General features: G+C 71.4%; 18 protein-coding genes. 4 read left to right on the top strand and 14 right to left on the bottom strand.

Annotated features, from left to right (window positions below; all coding sequences use genetic code 11):
• Window positions 1-141: 141 nt before the first annotated feature.
• The 3 genes from ACFWXQ_RS29730 (at window position 142) to ACFWXQ_RS29720 (ending at window position 3,237) form a co-directional block, all read left to right on the top strand.
• The gene (locus ACFWXQ_RS29730) at window positions 142-393 is read left to right on the top strand and encodes a hypothetical protein (RefSeq protein ID WP_383935185.1); all 252 of its coding nucleotides are present in this window, start codon (window positions 142-144) and stop codon (window positions 391-393) included.
• Window positions 390-1,175: a polysaccharide deacetylase family protein gene (locus tag ACFWXQ_RS29725; protein WP_383935186.1), complete on the top strand. Its 786-nt coding sequence runs from the start codon at window positions 390-392 to the stop codon at window positions 1,173-1,175. Before ACFWXQ_RS29730 ends, ACFWXQ_RS29725 begins: the two co-directional genes overlap by 4 nt.
• A gap of 370 nt (window positions 1,176-1,545) precedes the next feature.
• Window positions 1,546-3,237 carry a lysyl oxidase family protein gene (locus ACFWXQ_RS29720; protein WP_383935188.1) on the top strand — a complete coding sequence of 564 codons (1,692 nt, stop codon included), beginning with the start codon at window positions 1,546-1,548 and terminating at the stop codon, window positions 3,235-3,237.
• A gap of 98 nt (window positions 3,238-3,335) precedes the next feature.
• On the opposite strand, the gene fabG is transcribed toward ACFWXQ_RS29720, so the two are convergent.
• From fabG to ACFWXQ_RS29650, 14 genes are all read right to left on the bottom strand, one after another.
• Window positions 3,336-4,055: a 3-oxoacyl-ACP reductase FabG gene (gene fabG / locus ACFWXQ_RS29715; protein WP_383935189.1), complete on the bottom strand. Its 720-nt coding sequence runs from the start codon at window positions 4,053-4,055 to the stop codon at window positions 3,336-3,338.
• Entirely contained in the window at window positions 3,937-5,652 is a 1,716-nt protein-coding gene (locus ACFWXQ_RS29710; protein ID WP_383935191.1) for an MFS transporter, read from the bottom strand. The genes fabG and ACFWXQ_RS29710 overlap by 119 nt, the downstream gene beginning before the upstream one ends.
• Window positions 5,649-7,100 carry an adenylosuccinate lyase family protein gene (locus ACFWXQ_RS29705; protein WP_383935193.1) on the bottom strand — a complete coding sequence of 484 codons (1,452 nt, stop codon included), beginning with the start codon at window positions 7,098-7,100 and terminating at the stop codon, window positions 5,649-5,651. Before ACFWXQ_RS29705 ends, ACFWXQ_RS29710 begins: the two co-directional genes overlap by 4 nt.
• A gap of 5 nt (window positions 7,101-7,105) precedes the next feature.
• Window positions 7,106-9,001, bottom strand: coding sequence for an FAD/NAD(P)-binding protein (locus tag ACFWXQ_RS29700; RefSeq protein ID WP_383935194.1), 1,896 nt, complete (start codon window positions 8,999-9,001; stop codon window positions 7,106-7,108).
• The gene (locus ACFWXQ_RS29695; RefSeq protein ID WP_383935196.1) at window positions 8,998-9,924 is read right to left on the bottom strand and encodes an NAD-dependent epimerase/dehydratase family protein; all 927 of its coding nucleotides are present in this window, start codon (window positions 9,922-9,924) and stop codon (window positions 8,998-9,000) included. The genes ACFWXQ_RS29700 and ACFWXQ_RS29695 overlap by 4 nt, the downstream gene beginning before the upstream one ends.
• A gap of 3 nt (window positions 9,925-9,927) precedes the next feature.
• Entirely contained in the window at window positions 9,928-10,503 is a 576-nt protein-coding gene (locus ACFWXQ_RS29690; protein WP_383935197.1) for a hypothetical protein, read from the bottom strand.
• Window positions 10,500-12,239, bottom strand: a complete 1,740-nt coding sequence (locus ACFWXQ_RS29685) for a class I adenylate-forming enzyme family protein (RefSeq protein ID WP_383935199.1) — start codon at window positions 12,237-12,239, stop codon at window positions 10,500-10,502. Before ACFWXQ_RS29685 ends, ACFWXQ_RS29690 begins: the two co-directional genes overlap by 4 nt.
• Window positions 12,226-13,164 carry a hypothetical protein gene (locus ACFWXQ_RS29680; protein ID WP_383935201.1) on the bottom strand — a complete coding sequence of 313 codons (939 nt, stop codon included), beginning with the start codon at window positions 13,162-13,164 and terminating at the stop codon, window positions 12,226-12,228. Before ACFWXQ_RS29680 ends, ACFWXQ_RS29685 begins: the two co-directional genes overlap by 14 nt.
• Complete coding sequence (locus ACFWXQ_RS29675) at window positions 13,161-14,513, bottom strand: beta-ketoacyl-[acyl-carrier-protein] synthase family protein (RefSeq protein WP_383935203.1); 1,353 nt, start codon at window positions 14,511-14,513, stop codon at window positions 13,161-13,163. Before ACFWXQ_RS29675 ends, ACFWXQ_RS29680 begins: the two co-directional genes overlap by 4 nt.
• Complete coding sequence (locus ACFWXQ_RS29670; RefSeq protein WP_383935205.1) at window positions 14,503-14,823, bottom strand: acyl carrier protein; 321 nt, start codon at window positions 14,821-14,823, stop codon at window positions 14,503-14,505. The genes ACFWXQ_RS29675 and ACFWXQ_RS29670 overlap by 11 nt, the downstream gene beginning before the upstream one ends.
• Window positions 14,820-15,095, bottom strand: a complete 276-nt coding sequence (locus ACFWXQ_RS29665) for an acyl carrier protein (RefSeq protein WP_383935207.1) — start codon at window positions 15,093-15,095, stop codon at window positions 14,820-14,822. Before ACFWXQ_RS29665 ends, ACFWXQ_RS29670 begins: the two co-directional genes overlap by 4 nt.
• Window positions 15,096-15,209: 114 nt before the next feature.
• Complete coding sequence (locus ACFWXQ_RS29660) at window positions 15,210-16,595, bottom strand: class I adenylate-forming enzyme family protein (protein WP_383935208.1); 1,386 nt, start codon at window positions 16,593-16,595, stop codon at window positions 15,210-15,212.
• A 104-nt stretch (window positions 16,596-16,699) separates the two neighbouring features.
• The gene (locus tag ACFWXQ_RS29655) at window positions 16,700-17,983 is read right to left on the bottom strand and encodes a 3-dehydroquinate synthase II family protein (protein WP_383935210.1); all 1,284 of its coding nucleotides are present in this window, start codon (window positions 17,981-17,983) and stop codon (window positions 16,700-16,702) included.
• Window positions 17,980-18,801, bottom strand: coding sequence for a 2-amino-3,7-dideoxy-D-threo-hept-6-ulosonate synthase (locus ACFWXQ_RS29650; RefSeq protein ID WP_383935212.1), 822 nt, complete (start codon window positions 18,799-18,801; stop codon window positions 17,980-17,982). The genes ACFWXQ_RS29655 and ACFWXQ_RS29650 overlap by 4 nt, the downstream gene beginning before the upstream one ends.
• A gap of 526 nt (window positions 18,802-19,327) precedes the next feature.
• Here ACFWXQ_RS29650 and ACFWXQ_RS29645 point away from each other — a divergent pair.
• Complete coding sequence (locus ACFWXQ_RS29645; RefSeq protein ID WP_383935214.1) at window positions 19,328-20,725, top strand: MFS transporter; 1,398 nt, start codon at window positions 19,328-19,330, stop codon at window positions 20,723-20,725.
• Window positions 20,726-20,751: the final 26 nt, after the last annotated feature.

Below are 20,751 nucleotides of genomic sequence, written 5' to 3'. Positions count from 1 at the left end.
ACGGGAACTGGCGGCGATTTCCTATACCAAAGTATAGGTGCGCCCTGTTCATTGGTATCGGTGCGCTCTGTTCATTCGGCCAGGCATGCTGCATTCTTTTTGCCGATTACCTTTTCCCTGTCGATTTCTACGGTCGACGGCATGGAAACAAAGAACTCGACCGGGACCGTCAATTCGACGACGCTGCTGTGCGGCGTCGCGGGACTGCTGCTCCTGGCGCTCGGCGGACTGCCGCTGCTGGACCGGGTGTGGGCCCTGCTGGGCGCCGTGCTCTGGGCCTTTCCCGGCGCGCGTGACCTGCTCTCGGTGGTAGTCGGTGCGGTACTCGTGACCGTCGCCGTCTCTGCCCACCGGCGAGGGCGGCAGGGCGCACGAGCTGCTGATGTGCGGTGACGCGGCTTCGAAAGCCGGCCTCCCGGGCCGCCGTCACGCTCGCGACCGGCGTCTCGCTCCTCCTGACCGGCGGGTGCGCCACCCTGCACGGAGTGCGGGCCCCGCATGACGCCCGGGAGGCCGCCGTGGAATCCGGAGCACGGCAGAGCGGCGGCGACAGAGGCGAAGGACCCGACTGCACGGTCGCGAAGTGTGTCGCGCTCACCTTTGACGGCGGCCCGAGCAGACCCACGCCGAAACTCCTCGACATCCTGAAGGAGAAGAAAGTACACGCGACTTTCTTCCTCCAGGGAAAGGGGCACACGGACACCTATCCCGGCACTGTTCTGCGGATGGCGGAGGAAGGGCACGAGACAGCGAACCACACCTGGTCCCACAAAGTGCTCACGGAATTGAGTGCCGAGGAGATCGAGGCGGAAATGAAGCCCGTACAGGACGATGTGCGGCGCATCACGGGCCGCGCCCCGGTCCTGATGCGGCCGCCGCAGGGGCGGACCGGCGACGACGTCTCGGCGGTGATGAGGAAGCTGGGCCTGGCCCAGGTCCTGTGGAGCGTCACGGCCAAGGACTATGAAACGACGGACACCGCCCTGATCACCCGGCGGGTGCTGGACGGGACGCGGCGCGACGGGATCATCCTGCTGCACGACCGCTACAAGGGGACCGTGCCGGCCGTGCCGGGCATCATCGACTCCCTGCGCCGGCGCGGCTACACCATCGTGACGGTCTCCCAGCTCCTGGCGCCCGCGTCACCGGAGCCCGGGACCGTATACCGGCCCTGACGGCACACGCCGGCTTTGACGGCACACACCGACCCGACGGCACCACCTACCCGGGCGGCCATTTCCCGCGCTTGCTCTCAACAGGCAACCCACGCACCGCATTTGCCTCTCTCACAGGTTGCTCACAGCGGCTCGATCACAGATCGGCGCCGGGCGCGCGGGGGTGCGTCCGGACCGTACGGCCCGTGTCTGCGCGGTTTCATGCCGCGGCACCGGCCCGGTCGGCTGTGGGCAGTCCAGTCCGATGCCACAGACCATGGCACTCGCAGACGAGGAATCGATGACCAGCAAGAGAAGCCAGAACAGTCAGGGCAGTCAGAGCAGCCAGGGGAACCAGGGCAGTCAAGGGAGCCGGGGGAGCCGGACCCGTATGCAGCGTGCGACGTTCGCGGCGGGAGCCGCGCTCACCGTCGTCGTCGCGGGCGCCGGGGCCGCTCCCGGCGCCGGGGCCGCGCAGGAGAACACGGCGGGCAAGCCGAAGCTCAAGCTGATCGCCGCGACGAACTCCGTGACGCTGGACCGCTACGAGTGGGACGGCGCCTCCGGTGTCTTCCTGGACCTCGGCACGTACGTCTCTGTCGACGACGCGCCCCTGGAATTCAAGGTGACCCGGAAGTCGTACAAGGACCCGGTCGTCGCCCAGCAGATACTCCGCGACGGAACGAGCACGAAGACGAAGGCGCTGCCCGCCGGGCTGGTGAAGGACTTCTCCGGTCTGCCCGGCTTCATCGACGTGTCGATCAAGAACGCGGCGGGCGAGGAGGTGTCGAACACCCAGGGGACCTACTGTCCGAACAACGCCTCGGGCCGGATCCGTCCGGACGCCCCGGCGACCTCGAAGTATCCGCAGAGCTGCCCGACCAATCCCTTCACGCTGGGCTCGGTGTGGGGTGTCGAGAAGGGCTGGGCGTCCAACACCAGCAGCATCGACTACGACAAGCCGGTGGACCTGCCGGTGGGTGAGTACACCGCCAAGGTCGGGGTGTCCAAGCAGTACCGCGACCTGTTCGGCATCCCCGACGACCAGCACACCATCAAGCTGACGGTCCGGTCGGAGGGCGAAGGCGGCGAGGGAGCCGGAGTTGCCGCCTCGCGGTCCTCCGCCCACCACGGAGCCGGGCACGGATCAGGCCACGGCACACCGGCCGCCGAGGATCCCGCCGCGGCAGCCGCTGCCGCCGCCCACCACTACGGCCCCCGCGGCGCCGACGCACCCACCCCGCCCGCGCTCTCCCACGCGCTCGAAGACCGCGGCCTGGCGCACCACCTGGGCGACGGGCCCGGCCACACCGACGGCTCGCGCATCGCGCCCGCGCTGAAGCCGGCCACCAAGCGGCCCAGCGGCCGTGCCGGTGTCCCGGCCAATGTGCCCAAGCCCGACCTGCGTTCGCTGCCCGCCTGGGACATCGCCGTCACCGACGGCGAGGACGGCGACGCCCCGGGCAAGGAGTACCTCGCCTTCAGCGCCAACGTCTGGAACGCGGGTCCCGCGCCGCTCGTCGTGGACGGATTCCGCGCTCCGGGCAAGGACCTGATGGACTCCTACCAGTACTTCTACGACGCCGCGGGCAAGCAGGTCGGGTACACGCCCAGCGGCACCATGGAGTGGGACCCGCGGGTGGGTCACGAGCACTGGCACTTCACGGACTTCGCCAGCTACCGGCTGCTGAGCGAGGACCAGACCAAGGAGGTGCGCAGCGGCAAGGAGGCGTTCTGCCTGGCCAACACCGACGCCGTCGACTACACGGTGAAGAACGCCAACTGGCACCCGGAGAACACCGACCTGTCGACCGCCTGCGGCCAGCAGAACTCGATCTCCGTCCGTGAGGTCCTCGACGTCGGCTCCGGCGACACGTACACCCAGTACCGTCCCGGCCAGTCCTTCGACATCACCGACCTGCCGAACGGCACGTACTACATCCAGGTGATCGCCAACCCGGAGAACCGCCTCCAGGAGACGAACACCAAGAACAACGTCGCGCTGCGCAAGGTCGTCCTGGCCGGTGAGCCGGGCGCCCGCACCGTGACGGTCCCGCCGCACGACCTGATCAACGCCCCGTAACAGCCCGTCCCCGAGCGGCTCCTGGTCCGGCGCTCCGGCACTCCGGCGCCGGGCCAGGAGCCGCGCCCTTTCCGTGCGTCGACTCCGCGGTGGTGGTCTCAGTGCCCCAGCCCCGCACCCCCGTCCACCGGGAGCACCGCGCCGCGCACATACCCGGCGCCGACCAGGAACGCCACCGCGTCGGCGACCTCCTCGGGGCGGGCGAGCCGGCCGGCCGGGGTCTGCCGCAGCAGGTTCGCGCGCTGCTCCTCGGTGAGCGCCCGGCTCATGTCCGTCTCGGTCAGACCGGGTGCCACCACGTTGCAGGTGATGTCCCGGGGCCCGAGTTCGTGGGTCAGCGACCGGGCGAAACCGACCAGACCCGCCTTCGACGCCGCGTAGTTGGTCTGCCCTGCGGCGCCGTGCAGTGCCGCCGTCGAGGAGATCAGCACGATACGTCCGTGGCCCGCGCCCAGCATTCCGCGCACCGCCCGCCGGGCGACCCGGAAGGCCCCGGTGAGGTTGGTGTCGACCACGGAGGTGAAGTCCTCCTCGGTCATCCGCACCAGCAGCCGGTCCTGGGTGGTGCCCGCGTTCGCGACCAGGACGGTGACCGGACCGTGGGCCGCCTCGGCCTCCTTGAAGGCCCGGTCCACTTGTTGACTGTCCGTCACATCGCAGCGTACGGCGAGCAGTTCCGTGGCGTCGGGCGGCGGCGCCTCACCGCGGTACGTCACCGTGACCCGGTCCCCCGCTGCCGCGAAGCGGCGGGCCGTGGCCAGCCCGATCCCCCGGTTCCCCCCGGTCACGAAGACCGACCTGGCCGTCGCCTGTTCCATCGTCGTCCCCCCTTCCCTTCCTGCTTCCGCCACTTCCGTCGGTGGCGTTCCGTGTCCGTAGCCCCACGACGCCCACGGCGAATCCGACTAGGGCCAGTACGGCGGTCCAGAACGTGGCCGCGTACATGGCGTCGAGGAAGGCGCGGTCGGCGGTGGCCGCCAGTTCCGGCAGCCGCAGCGAACCGGCAAGCGAGCGGGCCGCCTCGGCGGAGGTGCGGGCCTGTTCCGCGGCGTCCGCGCTCAACCCCCCTGCCCCGACCGGCAGTTCGGCGTCCGCCATCCGCTCGCGGTACACCCCGGAGAGGATCGAACCGGTCATCGCCACTCCGAGCGTTCCGCCCACCTGCCGGGTGACGCTGTTGACGGCCGACCCGGCGCCCGCGAGATGCGGCGGCACCCCGCTCATCATCACGGCCGTGACCGGCGTACCGACCAGGCCCATCCCGAAGCCCTGCACCCACAGCAGCGCGGCGACGGTCAGTATCGGGGTCCGTCCGTCGAACCACAGATAACCGACGTACGTGGCAGCCGTGGCCAGGACCCCGGCCGCGACCGTCCACCGAGCCGAGAGCAGCCGGCTCAGCGCGGGGGACGCCTGACTGCCCAGGACGATGCCGATCGCCGCGGCGATCATGACCGTGCCGGCGTCGGCCGGGGAGAGCCCGCGCGGCCCCTGCAGATAGAAGGCCGCGTAGAAGAGGTGCCCGGCCAGTGCCATGAACGCGATCAGCAGCACCACGCTCCCGGCCGTGAACCCGGGCTGCCGGAAGAGCCGCAGATCCAGGCTGGGCGCGGGCGACCTGCGCTGACCGGCGACGAAGAGGGCGAGCAGCGCGCCGCCCAGGAGGAGAGGAAGGAGCACGTGTGGGCCGTACCAGGTCTGTCCGTTGCCGAGTTCGATGATTCCGTAGACCACTCCGCCGAGACCGAGCACCGAAAGGGCGAGGCCGGGCAGATCGAGCACCCTGCGCCGGGGACCCTTCAACTCCGGTACGACGGCCATGACTCCGGCCAGACACAGGGCCACGATCGGCACGTTGACCAGGAACACCGAGCCCCACCAGAAGTGGCTGAGCAGCGCCCCGCCGACGACCGGGCCGACGGCCACCCCGAGACCGCTGGACGAGCTCCAGATCGCGATCGCCCGGGTGCGTTTCTCCTCCGGGGTGCTCTGCACGATGACCGACAGGGTCGCGGGCATCAGCAGTGCGCTGCCCGCGCCCATGAAGGCCCGCGCCACGATCAGCCAGGCGGGAGAGGTGGCGAAGGCACCCGCGCCGGAGGCCGCGCCGAACAGTGCGAGCCCCGCGAGGAGGGTGTTCCGGGGGCCGAAACGGTCGGCCAGCGCGCCGCCCGCGAAGAGCGTTCCGGCGAAGACGAGGGTGTAGCTGCTGGCCACCCACTCCAGTTCGGCGGGGGTCGCGCCCAGGCCGTCGACCGGGTCGGCGAGCGTGGTGACGGCGACGTTGAGGACCGACGTGTCCAGCCAGATCAGCATCTGGGCGCAGACCACGACCAGAAGAACGGGCCAGGACCGGGACGGGCCGGCCTGCTCCTCCGCCTCCTCGGCCCCCTGTGCCCGGCTCACGGCGGTCATCGGCTGCCTCCCTTGTCGTCGAGTTCCGCGAATCTGCCCAGTGCCCGGTCGACCAGTGCGTCGGCCGCGCCCGTGTAGTGGGCCGGGTCGAGCAGTTCCGACAGCCGGGCGGGGGTGAACAGGGCCGAAAGTTCGGGGTGTTGGGCCAGTACCTCGGACAGCGGGCGCCCGGTGCCGGCCGCCTCGGCCGACGCGGCGGTCAGCAGCTTCTTCGCGCGCACCTTGCCGAACGCCGGGGCCAGCACCACCGTCAGCCGCTCGGTGACGAGGGCGCCCCCGGTCAGTCCGAGGTTGGCCAGCATCCGCTCCGGGTGGACGACCAGCCCCTCGGCGAGCTCGACAGCGGTGTGCGCGGCCCCGCCCGCCAGCCGCAACGCCTCCCGCAGCGGCTGCCATTCGGCGTGCCACGCCCCGGCGGGCCGCTCGTCCTCGGCCAGCAGACACTGGGCCAGTACGAGGGCATGCGCGGGCACCTGACGGGCGGCCGACACGATCAGCGTGGCCAGCGCGGGATTGCGCTTCTGCGGCATCGCCGAGGAGGCCCCGCGTCCGGCTGCCGCGGGCTCGGACACCTCACCGATCTCGGTACGGGACAGCGTCTGCACGTCGAGCGCGAACTTGCCGAGCGCGCCGGTGACCAGCTGGAGCACCGCCCCCACCTCGGCGACGGGCGTGCGCACGGTGTGCCACGGCAGCACGGGCTCGGCCAGCCCCAGCGCCTCGGCGAAAGGGCGGAGCAACTCGACCCCGCCCTCGTCACCGCCGGGGCTCCGGCCCTCGTCCCCGCTCTCCCTGTCCTCGCCCTCCCCGCGGTCCAGCAGGGCGTACTCGCGGTACGCGGCGAGCGTCCCGGCCGCTCCCCCCAGCTGGGCCGGGAGCGCCGACGCGACCGCCCGCACCCGGACCAGGGCGTCGCCCACCAGCTGGAGCCAGCCCGCCGCCTTGAGACCGAAGGTGGTGGGCACCGCGTGCTGGGCCAGGGTGCGGCCGGCGAGGACGGTGTGGCGGTGGGTGTCGGCCAGCGCGGCCAGTGCGGCGCCGGTGCGTTCCAGGTCGGCGGCGATCAGGCCGAGCACCCGGCGGGCGACCAGCATGGCCGCCGAGTCGAGGATGTCCTGGCTGGTCGACCCCCGGTGTACGTACTCGGCGGCTGCCGCGTCCTTCGCGGCGACCACCTCGGTGAACGCCGTCACCAGCGCGACCACCGGGTTGGCCGCGGCCCGGGCCGCGTGGGCCAGGGCGACCAGGTCCAGCCGGTCCGCGCGGGCCACCGAGGCGATCGCCCGCACCGCGGCGGCGGGTGTCAGCCCGACCGCGTACTGGGCCCGGGCCAGAGCCACTTCGGCGTCCAGCATGGCCTGCAGCCACGCCTCGTCGGTCACCTCGGCGGCGGCGGGCGTACCCGCCCAGGTGGGGGCGAGCAGACCCGCGTCGGTACCCACGGACATCACGTTCACGCTTCTCGACCTTCTTCACCCGATGGCTGATGTGCCTGATATGTCTGATGAACCGTCAAAGCCGTGTCCCGCGAAGGGATTTCGGGCGGCGGAACTTCGGCCGCCTCCGGCAGCATCAGCGCAGCCCGCGCGATCGCGTCCGAGTCCTCCAGCGTCACCGAGCCGACGCCCGGCCGGATGCCGACCGCCGTCACCCAGCGGACCCCCTCCGTCGGCACCCCGAAGGCGAACCGGCGCGGGTGCGCCCGGCCGGTGGCGTCCACCAGCCGGGGCGGGTTCCTTGTCACCGCGAGCCCGCCCGTCTCCCGGCCGTCCAGCCGGTACGGGACGCAGTCACCGGCCGCCAGCAGCCCCCGCAGCAGGGGATCGGTGCTCCGCCGCAGGTCGACGACGGGCAGCCGTGCCTCGACGAGCGCGCGGACCGGTACCGGGGGTTCGGGCACCCGCTCCGCGTCCACGAGAAAGCCGCCGTCGCGGGCGGAGGTCCGTACGCGCATCCCCGGGCCGAGCACATGCACCACCTCGGCCTCGACCAGCGCGATCAGCTGCTCGATGCGGAAGGCCGGCGGGCCGATCGACGTGTAGGCGTTCAACGGCGTGTACCAGCCGTCCAGTTCGGCCCGGTACGACGCGCCGGACACCCCGCCGTGGTCGACCACGAGCCGTATCTCGTTGCGCAGGTCCCGCAGGGCGTCAAGGGCGGCCTTCACCGGCCCGCTCACATTGCCCAGCCGGGCCTCGGCGACATCCCGGCGCAGGTACTCCAGCAGCCAGTGGCGGAAGTCGTCCCGGCCGGTGAAGTCCCGCTCCCCGTAAGGGCGTTCGATCCGCCGCCAGTCCCACGGCTCGGCGGGCGGCACCCCGTACCGCTCGGTCCACGCCTCGTCGTAGACGGTCCGCACCTCACGGTCGATCAGCGGCCAGATCTCGCCGCGGAAGGAGACGGGGTGCCCGTCGTCGGCGCGCCGCCGCAGCCCGGCGATGACCTCGGGCGTCAGAAAGCGGGGGTGGTGGCGGCCGAGCGCGCCCTTCTCGTTCTCGCCGCGTGCGTGGTACGGCACCCCGCGCCGCGAACCGGCGTACAGCACGGGCTCGTTGCCGCTCGGCAGGTACACCAGGCCGGACTGGCTCTCCTTGAAGGTGCCGCCGCGGCCCTCGGTGAGCAGTGCCACGCAGTCGAAGAAGTTCAGCCCCAGGCCGCGCAGGGCGACCGGTGTGCCCGGCGCGATCCCGCTCAGGTCGGCGTCGGCCGGGTTGGCGGGCCGCACGTGGAGCGAGCCGTGCCGGTCGGCGAACGAACTCAGCGCACGCTCCTCCGGGCCCGGGGTCAGGTCACCGTGGCCGAGCGCCAGCACCACCGAGTCCAGCCCGGCCAGTTGACCACCACCCGCCAGGGTCACCGTCTGCCGCCCGTCCGGGGTGTCCGCCAGCGCGACCGCGGTCGCCCGGTGGGTGTGGACCGTCACCCCGGGAGGGGCGGTGCGTAAGAGATGCCGGAACACCCACTCCAGGTAGTGGCCGTGGAAGGCCCGGGTCGGATAGGTGTCAGGGCCGAGCCGCCGCGCCTCCTCCAGGACCCGGTCCGGGTACGCCTCCGGACCCAGGGCGCGCGCCCACTCGTACAGGCTCGGGCCCGGCACCGACGGCCCCGCGCAGTCCACGCTGTCGTCGGTGAACAGGGTCACCTGGGAGGCGACCGTGTTCATCAGCAGCTCGGGCGGCTGGTCGGTACGCCACACCGCGCCCGCGCCGGGCGGATACGGGTCGACGAGGTGGACCACGACCGGCCCGGCGGCCCGGCCCGCGTTGGCGCAGACCCGCTCCAGGACCGAGAGCCCGCGCGGACCGGCGCCGATCACACACAGGCTGATGGCGTCACCGGGCCCGGTCATTCCCGGCCCAGCCCGTCGCGCCAGCTCGGCCGCAGCGGCTTCCAGCCCAGTTCCGTACGGGCGCGGTCGTTCGCCGCGCCCCGCGCCGCCGTGAGCTGATGGGTCATGAACCAGCCCAGGAGCCGGGGCGCGAGTGCCGCCGGAATCGTCCGCGGGGGCGGGCCGCCGAGCGTGCGGGCGAAGTGCGGCAGCCACTGCGCGGCCGGGGCAGGATCGTCGTCGGTCACGTGGAAGACGCCGGTGGCCGCCGACTCGACCGCCGCCACGGCCGCCCCCACGGCGTCCCCGACATGCACGAACGAGGTGATCCCGGCCCCGCCCCCGGGCAGCGGGAGCTTCCCTGCCAGCACCCGTTGGCCGGTCCCGCCGATACGGGCGTACGCGGTCCCGGGCCCGTACAGGGTGCCGTACCGCAGCACCACGCCCGCGAGGTCCGGTCCCCCGCCCAGGACCTGCCGCTCCAGCTCGGCGACGGCCCGTACGGTGGCGGCCCAGCCGGCGTCCGGGGCGTCCACGTACAGCGGCGCGTCCTCGTCGAGGACGGGATCCCCGGCCGGGGCGGCGGCGAAGGCGACGGACTGCGCGACCAGCCGCCGCGCACCGGCCGCACGGGCCGCCGCGAAGAGATTGGCGGTCCCCTCGGTCCGCAGCCGCGCGGTCAGCGCGAAGGCCTCCGCGGGGTCGTCGGGCAGCAGTCGCAAGGCCGTCATCTGGTGGACGACCACCTCGGGCCGGGCGGCCGACACGGCGGCCAGCAGGCCCTCCCGGTCCAGGGCGTCGGCGACCACGACCGCGTCGGCCTCCGGAGCCCGGGCCCGGGACTCCTCCCGTACCAGCGCGCTCACTTCATGACCCCGCGCCCGCAACGCGCCCACCAGCGGATGTCCGACCACTCCGGTGGCCCCGGCGACCAGTACGCGCACGGCTCAGCCCTCCGTGGCGGGGGAGGGGACAGGAGCGGGGGGTGCGAGCGGAGTGGCGACCCGCATCAGCAGACGGCACGCCTTGTCGCCGTCGCGCAGACAGCTCTCGGCCCGGTTCTCCGTCAGGGTCACGCCGAGCCCTTCGGACCAGCCCGCGTGGATGTCGGTGCACGGGCACCGGTAGCCCTCCAGCGAACCGGCCATCCGGACCATGGTGATGGCGAAGTTCCGCCGCAGCGTGAGCACGATCAGACCGCCGTCCCCGGTCACGTCCTCGACCTCGGTGGAGGCGTTGCGCAGCTCCCGGGGGAACATCCGGTCGCCGCACTCGTCGTAGCGGCGGCGCAGCTCCTCCAGGTCCTTGCCGTTGTCACCGCTGTCGGGGAGCGGCCCGGACCGGCGGCCGACGCGCTGACCGACGTGCAGGGCGACCTTGCGCAGCGCCTCGGCGTTCAGCTCGTTCGCGGCCTGCTGCCCGAACCGGCTCGCCACCCCCTGGTACCAGTGGGCGTCGTGCTGCCACCACAGCCGGTACGCCTCCACCGTCTGCGCGCGCTGGTTGACCTCGTCGGCACTCACACCTGCCCCCTGGCGGCGAACCGGTCGCGCATGACGCGTTTCAGGACCTTGCCGGTGGCACCCTTGGCCACGTCGTCGGGCTTCATCCGCAGGGCGCGGGTGACCGGGGGGAATCCGGCGCGTACGAGAACGGCGTTGACCCGCGTGGTCCACACCTCGTCACCGTCGTCCTCGGCGGTCTCGTTCTCTGGGGTCTCGTCTGCGAGTTGGAGCAGCGCGTACGCCTCGGCCTCGCCGTCGCCGTCCCAGTCGGCCCGTACGCCCTCGGGGGCGACCCCGACGACCGTGCAGTCGGCCAGCTCTGGCAGTTCCCGCAGCAGGAGTTCCTCGGTGCGGGTGCTGAAGAGGATGCCGTCGCGGGTCCGGACGGCGTCCGGGGCCCGGTCGAGGTGGTAGAAGTTGCCCTCCTCGTCCTGCTGGGCGAGGTCCCCGGTGAGCCAGTAGCCGCCCAGCCGCATCCGGTTCCAGGTCAGCGAGTCGTTCCAGTAACCGGGTGTGAGAGTAGGGGACTTGAGGCCGAGGCGGCCGATGTGCCCGGGCGGCAGCGGGGTGCCGTCCTCGGCGAGCACGGCGGCCTCGGCGAAGCTGATGGGCTTGCCGACACAGCGCGAGTAGGCGGAGGTGTCCTTGGTGTGCCGGTTGTGGAAGACGGAGTAGCCCGCCTCCGAGGAGCCGAGCCCGTCCACGAAGACGGACCCCTCGACCCGTACCCGCCGCAGGTCCTTGCCCATCGTCCGGTGGCTGCCGTGCTGGACGAGGGCCCGGATGTGCGACTCGTGGGCCGCGTCCCCGGTGTTGAACCACACCTGCACGCTCGACAGGTCACGGTCCGCGAGCGTCTCGGCGGCCATCTCGCCGAAGGTCCCGGCGAAGGCCAGCACGGTGGTGGGCCCGAACTCCTCGATGGCGTCCAGCACTTGGGCGCCCCGCTGGCTGGAGAGCAGCTTGATGTCCGTGCGCAGGAGCAGGCAGTACAGCAGCGTCGCCACCATGGCGTTGTGCGCGCCCGGCAGCCCCACCAGCGTGCGCGCCATGTCGGTACCGGTGGAGTAGCGCAGCCGGTGCACCTGCGCGTACATCAGCGTCCGGTGGGTGTGCGGAACTCCCTTGGGCATACCGGTGGTTCCGGAGGAGTGCGAGATGAGCACCGGGTCGGTGGGATCGTGCCGGTACGGGTAGGAGGGCGGCAGTAACTCCCGGTGCTCCGGGCGGATGTCGGCGGCGGTGACACAGAAGCGGAGCCCTTCCGCCGCCTCCGACCCCTCCGCAGCCTCCGGCCCCTCCGCAGCCTCCGGCCCCTCCGCAGCCTCCGTCGACAGCACGTCGTGGTGCTCGCGGTCCGTGAAGGCGCCGACCGCGCCCTGCCTCCGTATGTACTCCCGGGCGGTCTCCGGTGGCAGATTGCCGTTGACGAACGACGGAACGGCGCCGAGAGCCGTCAGCGCCAGGAAGTTCACCGCGAACTCGGTGCTGGAGTAGGAGTGGACGGCGACCGGGTCGCGCGGCCGCACGCCCTGGGAGGCGTACCAGCCCGCGTACGTCTCGACCGCCTCGTTCAGCTGCCCGAGGGTCAGTACGTCGGGCCGGCCGCCGTCCGGTGCCCGCCAGCCGCCGTCCGTCCACAGCACGGGTTCGTCGAGCGGCCGGCCGTACGCGGTCAGGCGCTCCAGTATGTTGCCGGCGCCGAGTTCGCTGTCGGAGCAGATCCGCGCCCGCTCCTGCCTACTGATGAGCATGGGTCTCCGTCTCGTTCCTTGCGTCGGTCTCTGCGTCGGTCTTCGCTTCGGTCTTTGCTTCGGTGTCGGTGGTGAGGAGGAAGGCGGGCACGCGCGAGCCGGTCACCAGGAGCCGGCTCCCGCCTTCCCGCAGCAGCCACCGGTGGGCGGCGGCCAGGTCGAAGAGGCTCTGGACGTCGCCGGGCCGTCGGGTCGCTCCGGTTGCGTCGGCTGCGTCGGCGCCGATGGGGGTGGGGGTGTCGGTGTCGTACGCGTCGGTGGACCGGACCGACACCGGTGTCTCGGTGCCGGGACGGCCAAGCAGGACAGCCGCCGCGAGTCCGGCGGACGCGGGAAGGGCGGGGGCCGAGGTCGGGGCCGGGCGACGATCGCCACCGGCCAATTCCCCGTACGCGGCGGCCAGTTCCTCGTTCACGGCGGCCAGCCGCTCGCTGCCGCCCAGTTCCACGCCGATCACCAGGACGCAGTCCACCTCCGGGTCCTCCAGGAGGAGATCCGCCATGGAGAGCAGTTCGGTCACCGGGTCGTCGAGGGTGGAGAGGCTGAACATCTGCCCGGTGATCGCGAACTCCCGGCTCAGATAGCCGAGTACGGAGTTCGGGGTGGCCTGCATGAACAGCAGCGGGTTGTGGACGCGCCCGGAGACCATGCGCCGGCTGGCGAGATCCGCGGTGGTGGTGTCACCGGCCGTACTGGCCAATGCCACGGCGGTACGCGAGCCGTCTCCGGGCCGCTCGGCGAGGCACAGCCGGGCGGCCTCGTACGCGAGCGGGCTGAAGGCCGACTCCACGAAGCCGGGGAGTCTCGGCAGCGGGATGTCGCCGTCCAGCCCGGTGCCGTGGGTGGCGGTTGCGGTGGCGAGGATGCCGAGGGACGAGCGCAGCACGGCTTTGTGGCTGTTCTCGGTCTTCGTGGTCGGGGTCACGGCCGCTCCAGGACGAGTGCGGTGTTGGCGCCTCCGAAGGCGGCGTTGACGGTGAGGGCCCGGCGGAGGTCGGCCGGGCGCGGCTCGTTCGGCACGTAGTCGAGGTCGCACTCCGGGTCGGGCCGGGTGAATCCGGAGGTCGGCGGCAGTACGCCGTCCGTCAGGGCCAGCATCGTGATCACGAACTCCACGACGCCGGCTGCCTCCAGGAGATGGCCGGTGGTGCTCTTGGTGGAGCTGACCGGTATCGACTCGGCCCGCTCCGGGAAGGCGGCGCGCAGCCCGCGGGTCTCGGCGCCGTCGTTGTACTTGGTGCCGGTGCCATGGGCGTTGACGTAGTCGAGGGCGGTCCCGTCCGGGTCACCGGCGAGGCGCATCGCCTGCCGGGCCGCGCGGGCGAGCCCGACGCCTTCCGGGTGCGGCTGGGCGATGTGGTGGGCGTCCGAGGCCGCGCCCCAGCCCACCACGCCCGCCAGCGGCCGGGCACCGCGGCGCCGGGCATGCTCGGCGGACTCCAGCACGACGACCGCCACACCGTCGCCGAGCAGCAGCCCACTGCGGTCGGCACTGAACGGCCGCACCATCCCGTCGCACGACAGCGCCCGCCCGGAGTCGAACTTCCCGAACGTCTCCTCCTCCACCAGATACCCGCCCCCACAGACGGCCACGTCGATCCGCCCCGAGGAGATCAGCCGGCAGGCGTGAATAAGGGCGGCGGCAGAGGCAACACAGGCATTGGTGAACGCGAGCCGAGCCCCGACCAACCCGAACTCCCCGGCAAGCAGTTCGACAAGCCGAGCGGGCACGGCATCGCCAACTCGCGCGGAGCCGGCGGGGGTGACGGTGTCGGCAACTCGCTCGGAGCCGGTGGGGGGCAGGGTGCCGGCAATTCGCTGGGAGTCGGTGGCGTGCATGGCTGCGGCAACTCGCTTCACGTCCGTGGAGGTCCCGCGCACCGGCTGCTTTTCAGGGGCGCGGGGAACTGCGCGACCAGCCACGACGGACCCGCAGCTTTCAGACGACCCATCACCTCGCCAATACCGAGTCACACTCGTGTGATCCCCAGCCACACCGAGCAACACGGCGGCCTCCGCCCCCGGTCCGAGCCCCGCCATGGCAAGGGCATCGCCACCACACTCGGCAAGCGCATACCGCAGGGCCCAGTCCTCGACCGAGTCGGGCCCATCGACCGCGGCCCCCGCCATCGCCGTACGGTAAGGCCCGGTATCGAACCGAGTCGTGGCCGCAAACGAAGGAACCCCCGCGAACACCCCCCGCCGCAAGGCGCCGGCCCCCGTGCCGAACGCGGTACGAACACCGAACCCGGTGACGGTCACCTCACCGCTCATCGGCGCCGCCCCCTTCCAGCCGGTCCACCTGGGCGGCACGCAGATAGTCGGTGAGCCGCCGCAGCGAGGTGAACCCGGCGATGTCCTCGTAGGTGGGCTCCACGACGAGCCCGAACCGCTCCTCCACGACGTGCAGCAGCCAGACCAACCCCAGGGAATCCAGGATCAGTTCGGTGTCATCGCCGAGTTCGTCGGGCACGCCGGGGAAGATCTTGCGGTCCGCCAGCAGCTCGCGGACTGTGTCGGTGGTGAGGGGGGAGAGCGCGGGCTCCCCCTCGCGCGCGTCGCTCGCCGTGGCCCCCGTGCTCATGCCTTCGCACCGCGTCGGACGATCTCGGCGACGAGGGAGCCGAGGGTCAGGGAGGCCAGGGGTTCGATGTCGGTGTCCGGTATATCCACACCGAACCGCGTCTCCAGCCGCAACGTGAGCTCGATCAGACTCAACGAGTCCAGATCCAGCCCACCCACGGTCACCGGACTCTCGTCCGTGATGCCGTCACGGCTCATCAGGATGTTCATCTCGTCGATGACGGTGCCCAGCACGAACTCACGGATCTCGTCTTCCAACGTTGACGTACTCATGATCACCAAACTCCAGTAAAGGGAATCGGGGGGCGCGCCCCATCAGGGGCGCGGGGAACTGCGCGACAAGCCACAACGGACCGGCACCCGACGAACAACAGGAGGTACCCCACGTCACCCAACGGCGCGTTCACGAAGCAACGCGGGCTGACGCACCAACTTCCCGTTGGACGTACGGGGCAACGCGTCCAACAGCCGAACCACCCGCGGCAACTTGTAGTCGGCGAGCCGCTCCCGACACCACCGCAGCAACTCCTCCGCGGAAGGAACCCCGCCCTCGGCGGAAGCCCCGGCACGCGTCACGACATACGCCTCGGTCACGTCCCCGTGCACCACAACCGCCTGCTCAACCGCGGGATGCCCCCGCAGCACGTTCTCGACCTCGGTGAGATCCACCTTGAGGCCACCGATCACGACAAGGGAGTCGGCACGGCCATGCACCCGCACGGCCCCGCTGTCGTCCACGGTGGCCCGGTCCCGCGTACGCAGCCAGCCGTCCGCGTACTGCGTACCGCCGGAGTCGAAGAGGTACGGCGACTCGTCGAGGGCGACGTCCAGTTCGCCCCGCCGCACGCGTACGACCATGCCCGGTGCGGCCGGGCCGACCGACGGCCGCAGCGTGCCGCCGACGTCCATGGCGACGACACCGCTCTCGGTGGTGCCGTAGGACTCGCCGACCGGCACCCCGTACCGCTCGGCGAACCGCGCGGCGACGTCCGGCGGCATCAGTTCGCCGCCCGACACCGCGACCCGCAGGTCGGGCAGTCCGGGGGGATCGACGGCGGCGGCGAGCAGTTCGTAGTGCATCGGCACCCCGAACAGGGCGGTGACCCGGTGGTCCACCGCGGTCCGCAGGAGGTCACGGGCCGAGATGCGGGGCGCGAAGACGACGGAGACGCCGGCCGCCAGGGAGTGCAGCAGCCCGGCGACGAGGCCGAAACTGTGCGCCGTCGAACTGAGCAGCAGCACGCGGTCGCCCTCGCCCGGCATTCCGCCGATCCCGGCAAAGCGGTCCACCTCGGCGGCGAGCGACACGGCGGTCCTGCCGATCACCTTGGGCCGCCCGGTGGAGCCGGAGCTGAACTGGACCAGCCGATGCCCGGCGGCAGCCGGCCGCCCCGTTCCGCGGCACTCGGTGACGACCTCGTACTCGGGCCGGAAGCCGAACGTCGCCTGGACGTTGGAGCCCGCCCGGACCATGAACTGCGGCCGGCAGGACGCGCAGAGCGCCGCCACCTCGGCCGGTTTGAGCCGGAAGTCGAAGAGCATCACCTGGGCGCCCAGCCGCCACAGCGCGAGCAGCACCTCGACCTGGGTGAAGCTGGGCGGAGTCCGCAGCCCGACGGCGCTGCCGGGACCGATGCCGAACCCGGCGAACACCGAGGCCTGCTTGGCCACCCGCTCTCGTAACTCGCCTCGGGTGACTGTCTCCTGTTGATGCGTCAGATACGGAAGGTCGTCGTCCCGCGCGTCGAACAGCCGCCGGACGAGAGAACCCATCCCGTCGACGTCCACGGGACCACCGGAAAGGCCGCTGTCTCTGAGCGGGTGTCTCAGCGGGCCTTTCAACGGGTCCTTCAGCGGGTCTCTCAGGCCGCCGCCCATCAGACCTCCTTGCAGAACTCGCCGATGGGCAGGCCCACATGGCGCTTGTCCGTGGCCAGATAGCCGAGCAGTTCGTCACCGGCCCGCAGCTCGGTGACGTTGAGGACCTTCCCGCCCGGGCCGAGCACCCGTACGTGCCAGTCGTCCTGCACGGTCAGACTGACCAGCCGGCCGTCCTCGGCGTGGGTACGGATCTCCAGGAGCGGCCGGGACTCCAGCTTGGCGCGGCCGACCACCACCCGCCGGGTGCGGCCGTCGGCGCCGACCCCCAGCAGGACGCTGCCCGAGCCGACCTCGCTGAGGTAGCTGGTGCGGTTGTCGGGCCCGAGCGTGTAGGAGTGCAGGGCACCGGCGTTGACCCGGAACGGCCTGGTCGGCATGTACGGCAGCGGGTGGGTCTCGCTGCAGCAGAGCACGAACCCGGAGGAGTACGAGCCGACGAGGATGCCCTCGTCCTCCTCGAAGTGCGAGCAGGTGTCCACGCAGACCCGGTCGCCGAGCCCGACGTGCCGGATGCTCTCCACGGTCAGCGTGGACAGCTCCAGTTGGGGCGTGGTGGCCTCCAACAGCCGGGCCAGCGCGAACACTTCGTCGGCGCTGCGGGGCGTGAACAGGATGCCGTCCGAGCCGCGCTCCAGCACGTCGAAGACGATGGCCGCCTCCTCCAGCCCGTCGACGACCGTCACCAGCTTGCCCTCGGCGGACTCGGCCGCGGCGAGCACGATCTCCAGCGGGATCTTGGTCGGATCGGCGAAGTGGATGACGGTGTACGGCAACGCCATGGCGCCCGCGCAGGACAGCGTCAGGGTGCGGTCGTCCCGTACGTCGACGAACCCGGCGGCGGGCGTGCCACCGGCGGCACGGTTGTCCGCGGCGAGGGCGTCCAGCTCCTCCTGCGTGCCGAACTTCCGCAGCAGGAGGTCGATTCCGGTGGCGGGTCCCGCGATGGCTCCGGTCGCGGTTCCCGTGACGACTCCGGTCGCGGTTCCCGTGCCGGCCGGTGAACTGCCCTTCCCCGAAGGGAGGTTGGCATCCTTGGCGCCCCCGGAACCCTTCGCCTCCTTCTCGCCCGGCTTGGCTCCGGGCCTGTCCCCGGGCTGCTTCACGGCGGCCACGCCCGCACCCCCGGTCACCAGCACCCGCGTGACCGTCGGCGGCAGCGTCCCGAGCAACTCGGCGTCGGTGGCCACGACTCCGGCCATCCGGCTGTGGACGGCCGCGTCCACCACCGCCTGGAGCTGCGGACGGGGGACCTCACGGAGATCGATCCATGCGAACCTCATGCGACTCCTGCCACGATCGTCGAGTAGTTGGACATGCTCATGTCATCCGAGATGGTGTTGCCGCCGCCGTGCACGACCGCGGAGAGCCGGGACACCAGCGCGGCGGGCGAGGGGGCCGAGAAGATCCGGCGGCCGATGGCAAGCCCCTGGCAGCCGGTGGCCATCACGGCGGCCCCGTACTCGACCAGGTCGGAGCCGTCCGGCGGACCGCCGGCCGCGAGCACGGGGATCGGGCTGTTGGCCACCACCTCGGCCATCCGGTCGATCGGCAGGGCGACGGAGGTCTTCACCATGTCCGCGCCCAGGTCGGCGGCGACGTTGGCCAGATGGGCGAGGAGGCCGGGGTCGCGCGGGTCCTCGATGCGGGGGCCGCGGGGGTAGACCATCGCGATCAGCGGCATGCCCCACGCGTCGCAGGAACGGGCCACCGCCCCCAGGTCGGCGAGCTGCTGGGCCTCGGTGTCCGAGCCGATGTTCACGTGGACGCTGACCGCGTCGGCGCCGAGCCGCAGCGCCTCCTCGACATCGGCGACCAGCACCTTGGCGTGGACGTCGGCGGAGCGGGCGGTGCTGGCGCTCAGGTGCACCACCAGGGCGCAGCTCCTGAGGATGTCCGGGGCGAAGGCGCGGGCCCGTCCCTTGTGGACGATGATCCCGTCGGCCCCGCCCGCCACCAGTGCGCGCAGCAGGTCGTCCCACTTGTCGGCGGGGACGATCGGGCCGTCCGAAACGCTGTGGTCGAGCGGTACGAGCAGGTGCCGGTCGTCACCCGCGAGCGAAAGTCTTCTCAAGCGTAATAGCTTGCCAGTTTTCAGCATGGGTAATGCGCCTTCCCAGCCCGGAGGCCGCATTTAAGAAAGCCGAACCGCGACATCCTGTTGCGGTCTCCATGTCCGAAAAACGATGGTCGTAGAACTTTCAAGTTCAGTCGGCCATCAGCATTCACGCGTAATCGACCGTTGGCAAGGCGTGATCACCCGCAAATTTTTATGCGAGTTCAGGAATGAATATTGACAGTGATTTGACAGGTATGGCGGGGTTGACGCCGCTGGAGAGTGCTGTTCGTGGGGTGTTGGGCGGCAAATGACGAGGTGGTGGGTGTGATGTGCTCTATGCGTATTGGGGAGGTCTGCCCCCGGGCATGGCCGCATCGGACGCTTTCCTACGGATGTCACGTGTAAATGGCAGACAATTCCCGCGGGCGGCTTTTCCTTCGGGCTTCCTTGTCGAAATTGAATTTCCGGGCCTAAGGTGTCAGTCGCGCTCCGGAACGTGTTCATGCGAGGCCGTCCCCCCATCTGCACCCGGACCGTACGGACCGGGCGTACCGGAAGTGACTTCCCCATGCCTGATTTACCGTCCAAGACCGCTCCCGCGACCGCCGGCCCAAGACCGGCCGCGTCCCCACCACCATCGGCACCACCGTCAACGGCGAAGACCGAGGCCCCGCGGGTCGCCGTCGCCAGCCTGGTCGGCACCACGATCGAGTACTACGACTTCGCGGTGTACGGCACCGCGAGCGCACTCGTCCTCGGCCCCGCCTTCTTCCCCTCGGGCAACGCCACCGTCTCCTCCCTCGCCGCGTTCCTCACGTTCGCCGCGGCCTTCCTCTCCCGCCCCCTGGGCGTCGTCCTGTTCGGCACGATCGGTGACCGGCTGGGCCGCCGAAAAGCCCTGGTCGCCTCGCTCCTGCTGATGGGCGTGGCCACGGTCGGCGTGGGCCTGCTGCCCACGTACGAGACCGCCGGACTCCTCGCCCCCGTACTACTGGTGACGCTCCGTCTGCTGCAGGGCGTCAGCATGGGAGGCGAGTGGGGCGGGGCGGTGCTGCTCGCCGCGGAACACGCGCCGCCCGGCCGCCGTGCGCTGTACGCGTCCATCCCGCAGGCAGGCCCCTCGCTCGGCTTCCTGCTGTCCACCGCCGTCATCCTGCCCACCCTCAACATCGTGGGCCGCGACGGTTTCGCCGACTGGGCCTGGCGCATCCCGTTCCTGCTCAGCACCGTGCTCGTCGTGATCGGCCTGTGGGTACGTACGACGGTCTCGGAGTCGCCGGTGTTCGACGCGACGGCGGACCGTGCGACGCGGCCGCGGTCAAAGGCACCGGAACCGACGCCGGAGTCGGGGTCCCGCTTTCCGCTGGGCGTGCTCCTCAAGCGGTACCCCCGCCGACTGCTGCTCGGCACGGGCGCGGCGATCGGCGGCTCGGCCGTCTACTACCTGACGATCGTCTACAGCATCTCGTACGGGCCGAAGGAACTCGGCATCCCCCAGAACACGATGCTGACGGCGGCGAGCGTGGGCGCGGCGGCCGGAATCGCCATCACCCTCCCGGTCGCCAGGCTGTCCGACCGGATCGGCCGGCGCCCGGTGATGCTGGCCGGAGCCGTCGGCTGCGTGGTGTGGGCGGTGCCCATGTACGCCTCGCTGAGTTCGCGCAACGGGCTGGTGATCACCGGCGCCTACACGGTCGGCCTGATGTTCCTGGCGCTGATGTTCTCCCCGGTGGCGGCCTTCCTCCCGGAGCTGTTCCCCGCCCGGCTGCGCTACACCGGCGCCTCCGCGGCCTTCATCCTCGCCAACACCCTCGGCGGCGGCTTCGCCCCACTGGTCGCCACCTGGCTGAACAGCAACTGGGAATCACCACTGGTCCTCGGCTTCTACACCGGCACCCTCTGCCTGCTGAGCCTCCTGTGCCTGCTGGCCCTCCCGGAGACCCGCGACCAGGAGTTCGACATCTGACGGGGACCGCACGGCGTCTCCCGTAA

The sequence above is a fragment of the Streptomyces sp. NPDC058697 genome (assembly GCF_042715345.1).
In the GTDB taxonomy this organism is placed as follows: Bacteria; Actinomycetota; Actinomycetes; order Streptomycetales; family Streptomycetaceae; genus Streptomyces; species Streptomyces liliifuscus.
This window is presented reverse-complemented; position numbering and strand designations above follow the sequence as displayed.